Here is a 3,578-nt window from a genome sequence, read left to right on the forward strand (position 1 = left end):
CCGGCACCCGCACGAACCCCGCCGCGCGGCGAAGCCGCAAGGCGAAACAGGGGGGCGCGGGGGGAATTATTTCCCCCGCATTGCCTTTCGGGGGTCCGGGGGAGATTATCTCCCCCGGCGGGGCCAGGGGCAGCGCCCCTGATCTGCCTTTCCTGCCTTTCCTGCGTTTTCTGTCTTTTCTGCGTTTCCTGCATTTTTCTTCTTTCCAGCTCTTGACTCGGGCGTTTTTTGAGTTATGCTCATTTGTGCAAAACAATTTTGCGTCACGCATTCAAGGAAGGAATCATGCCACGCCCGAGACACTGTCGATATGTAAGCGCCGCGCCGTCGGTCACGTATTTCAAGCCGCGGGGGATACCGCTTCGCGAGCTTCAGGAAGCGTGTCTTTGCGTGGACGAGCTTGAGGCTTTGCGTCTGGCGGATGCGGAGGGGCTCACGGCGCAGGAGGCTGCGCGGCACATGAGGGTATCGCGGCACACGTTCGGGCGGACGCTGGCGTCGGCCCGGCGGACGGTGGCGCTTGCGCTCACGCAGGGCATGGCTCTTCGGATTGAAGGCGGGACGTATGCCGTGGTTGCCGACGCACCGCGGGAACAAGACAGCAACAAGGAGCACGACACCATGCAGAAGATAGCGATTTCGAGCGAAGGTCCCACTCTTGACGACATGGTCGATCCGCGTTTCGGGCGGGCCGGCGGATTCGTGGTGGTGACGCTTCCCGAGAAGAGCGTGGAATACATTGACAACGGCGCCTCTCAGACCATGAGCATGGGAGCGGGCATAGAAACGGCCGAGCGCATGTCGCGCGCGGGCGTGGACGTGGTGATAAGCGGCTATGTGGGTCCCAAGGCATTTGAGGCGCTGAAGGCGGCGGGCATCAAGGTATGTCAGGACGTGGAAGGCGTGAGCGTGCGCGAGGCGGCGGAGCGTTTTGAGCGGGGCGAGCTGCCTTTTGCCGAAGCCTCCAACAAGTAGCGGAGGAATCATGCGTGTAGTCATTGCCAGCGGCAAGGGGGGCGCGGGAAAGACCTGCGTGACGGCCTCGCTTGCCGACGTATGGGACGCTCCGCTCGTTGCCGTGGACACGGACGCGGAGGCCCCGAATCTGCATCTGTTTCTTCCTCCGCAGATCACGGAGAAGAAGACCGCCATGCTGGACGTGCCGAACATGGATGCGGAAAAGTGCGTGCACTGCGAAAAGTGCCGCAACATCTGCACGTACAAGGCCATCGCGTCGTTTGCAGGCAGGATAACGCTGTTTCCCGACATGTGTCACGGCTGCGGCGGCTGCTTTGCGGTATGTCCTTCGGGCGCGCTCATCCATGCAGGTAGGGAGCTCGGGGAAATTTCGAGCGGCACGGTGCTGGAGGGGGCCGTACGCTTTCTCATGGGGCGCACGCGGATAGGCGAATCCATGACGCCGCCGCTGCTGCGTCAGGAGCTGCGCGTTCTTTCCGAAATGCTGGACGAAGTGCCCGGCGACGCGCTCATCGACTCCCCTCCCGGGGTGAGCTGTCCGGCGGTGACCGTGGCGCGCGAGGCGGACGTCATACTGCTCGTCGTGGATCCCACGCCGTTCGGCTTCCATGACTTTCGTCTGGCGCATCAGGCGTTTATGCCCATGGGACGCCCCATGGCCGCGGTGATCAACCGGGCCGGGGCCGAGGGCAACGCCAAAGGCGACGAAGCGGTGCGCATCTACTGCCGCGAGCAGAACATACCGCTGCTTGCCGAACTTCCCTTCGAGCGCGAGGCCGCCGAGCAGTACGCTTCGGGCCGCCTTCTTGCGGAACTCTCGCCCGCGTGGCGCAGGCGCTTTGAAAACCTGAGGGACGCGCTCCGCACCCTTGACGCGTCGCGCGGCGCAAAGGAGACGACCCATGCGTGAAATCGTGGTCATCAGCGGCAAGGGCGGCACGGGCAAGACCACGGTGAGCGCGGCCTTCGCCCACCTTGCCGAGAACAAGGTCATCTGCGACCTCGACGTGGACGCGCCCGACCTGCACATTCTGCTCGATCCGAAGGCGCGGGAAACGCACGCCTTCGTTTCCGGGCACAAGGCGGAGATACGGCACGACGCCTGCCTTTCCTGCGGAAAATGCGCCGCGCTGTGCGCCTTCGACGCCATAAGCCTGAACAACGACGGCTATGCCGTCGATCCGCTGCGCTGCGAAGGCTGCGGCGTGTGCGCGCATCTGTGCCCGGCAAAGGCCATAGACTTTGAGGAGCAGCACTGCGGCGACTGGCAGATCAGCGACACGCGCTTCGGGCCCATGGTGCACGCACTGCTCTTTCCGGGACAGGAGAACTCCGGCAAGCTCGTAAGCCTGCTCAAGTCCGAAGCCCGCAGCCTTGCCAAGGCGCAGGGCCTCGACACCGTGCTTTGCGACGGCTCGCCCGGCGTGGGCTGTCCGGTCATATCCTCGCTTTCCGGCGCAAGCCTGGCCGTGGGCGTGGTGGAACCCACCCCGTCCGGCCGACACGACTTTCAGCGGGTGGCGGATCTGTGCCGTCATTTCCGCGTGCCGCTCGCCGTCATCATCAACAAGGCGGACCTCAACGAAAAAGAGGCCGACGCCATGGCCGAAGAATGCGCTCAGCGGGGCGACGCCCTCCTCGGCCGACTGCCTTTCGATCCGGTGGTCACCCGCGCCATGGTGGCGCGCAAGGCCCTCACCGAATTCGACAACCCCGTGGGAAACAGACTGAAGGACATGTGGTCGGCCCTTCAGAATCTGAACGTGCGTCGCTGAAAGGCGCCTCTACGACCGTTTTCAGGAGATTATCATGAGCACCATCATTGCCGTTCCTTCCGCCATGCCCGGCGGCCTCGACGCCCAGATGGGCATGCACTTCGGTCACTGCGACATCTACACCATCGTGGAAGTCGAAGACAACGCCATCAAGAACGTCAGCACGCTGGAAAACGTGCCCCATCAGCAGGGCGGCTGCCTGGCCCCCGTGCAGCACCTCGCCTCCCACAACGTGAACGTGCTGCTCGCCGGCGGCATGGGCATGCGTCCGCTCATGGGCTTCCAGCAGGCGGGCGTGAAGGTCTACTTCGCCGGAAACCAGCTTACCGTGGGCAGCGCCGTCAACGCGTTCCTCGCCGGTCAGCTCCAGCCCTTCAGCATGGAGTTCACCTGCGGCGGCGGCCACGCTCATTGATGCGGAGCCCCCATGAACATCCTCGTCGTTTCCGGCCGCGCCGACCTCTGGCAGAACCTGCGGCCGCAGTTTGAAAAACGCGGCGCTTCCATGAGCGCCGCTCCCACGCTCGACGACGCTCTTTCCGCCATGCAGAAGGAACGGCCCGCCCTCGTGGTCCTCGACCTCGACATGAACAGAGACGAACTGCGCAGCGCCGTGTTTCGGATTCTCTCCGTCAGCGCCATGATCCATACCGCCGCCGTCTCCTCCATGCCGCCCGAAACCTTCCACGACGCCATGGAAGGCCTCGGCATGCTCACCAGCCTCCCCACCTCCCCCACCCCCGCCGACATCGACGCCCTCATGGACGCCCTCGCCAAGGTGACGGGATAGGAGAGAGATTGTTTGCGGGGGGAGAGGGGAAACTT

General features: G+C 64.1%; 5 protein-coding genes. All 5 read left to right on the forward strand.

Annotated elements, in window-relative coordinates:
* Positions 1-285: 285 nt before the first annotated feature.
* Genes QZZ60_RS11015 through QZZ60_RS11035 form a run of 5 tightly spaced genes read left to right on the forward strand, consistent with a single transcriptional unit; the run spans position 286 to position 3,543 of the window.
* Positions 286-975 (forward strand): DUF134 domain-containing protein, encoded by a 690-nt coding sequence (locus QZZ60_RS11015; protein ID WP_295641362.1) that lies wholly within the window; start codon positions 286-288, stop codon positions 973-975.
* 10 nt (positions 976-985) lie between these two features.
* Positions 986-1,888, forward strand: a complete 903-nt coding sequence (locus tag QZZ60_RS11020) for a 4Fe-4S binding protein (protein WP_295641364.1) — start codon at positions 986-988, stop codon at positions 1,886-1,888.
* Positions 1,881-2,753 carry an ATP-binding protein gene (locus tag QZZ60_RS11025; RefSeq protein WP_295641366.1) on the forward strand — a complete coding sequence of 291 codons (873 nt, stop codon included), beginning with the start codon at positions 1,881-1,883 and terminating at the stop codon, positions 2,751-2,753. Before QZZ60_RS11020 ends, QZZ60_RS11025 begins: the two co-directional genes overlap by 8 nt.
* Before the next feature lie 34 nt (positions 2,754-2,787).
* Positions 2,788-3,168: a NifB/NifX family molybdenum-iron cluster-binding protein gene (locus QZZ60_RS11030; protein ID WP_295641368.1), complete on the forward strand. Its 381-nt coding sequence runs from the start codon at positions 2,788-2,790 to the stop codon at positions 3,166-3,168.
* A gap of 12 nt (positions 3,169-3,180) precedes the next feature.
* The gene (locus tag QZZ60_RS11035; RefSeq protein WP_295641370.1) at positions 3,181-3,543 is read left to right on the forward strand and encodes a hypothetical protein; all 363 of its coding nucleotides are present in this window, start codon (positions 3,181-3,183) and stop codon (positions 3,541-3,543) included.
* The last annotated feature ends 35 nt before the right edge of the window (positions 3,544-3,578 follow it).

Origin of the sequence: uncultured Mailhella sp. (genome assembly GCF_905187505.1) — a bacterium.
In the GTDB taxonomy this organism is placed as follows: domain Bacteria; phylum Desulfobacterota; class Desulfovibrionia; order Desulfovibrionales; family Desulfovibrionaceae; genus Mailhella.